The 251-nt window shown below is 48.2% G+C and carries 1 rRNA gene; it reads left to right on the top strand.

Annotation, left to right across the window (positions count from 1 at the left end):
* Positions 1-251 (top strand): 23S ribosomal RNA (locus MRBLMU1_RS32760); the annotation flags it as partial.

The following is a 251-nucleotide window of genomic DNA, read 5'->3' as shown; positions in this document are numbered from 1 at the left end:
GCGAACTGAAACATCTAAGTAGCTGCAGGAAAATAAATCAACCGAGATTCCCAAAGTAGTGGCGAGCGAAATGGGAAGAGCCTGCACGTTTTAGCATGACGCATAACAGAATCCTCTGGAAATAGGAACCATAGCGGGTGATAGTCCCGTATGTGAAATGCGATGTGTGGAACTAAGCGTGCGACAAGTAGGGCGGGACACGAGAAATCCTGTCTGAATATGGGGGGACCATCCTCCAAGGCTAAATACTC

This window comes from Burkholderia sp. LMU1-1-1.1, from assembly GCF_040675865.1.
GTDB lineage: Bacteria > Pseudomonadota > Gammaproteobacteria > Burkholderiales > Burkholderiaceae_D > Rugamonas.
Note: the sequence above shows the minus strand (reverse complement) of the source record. Positions and strands in the feature narration are given on the sequence as shown.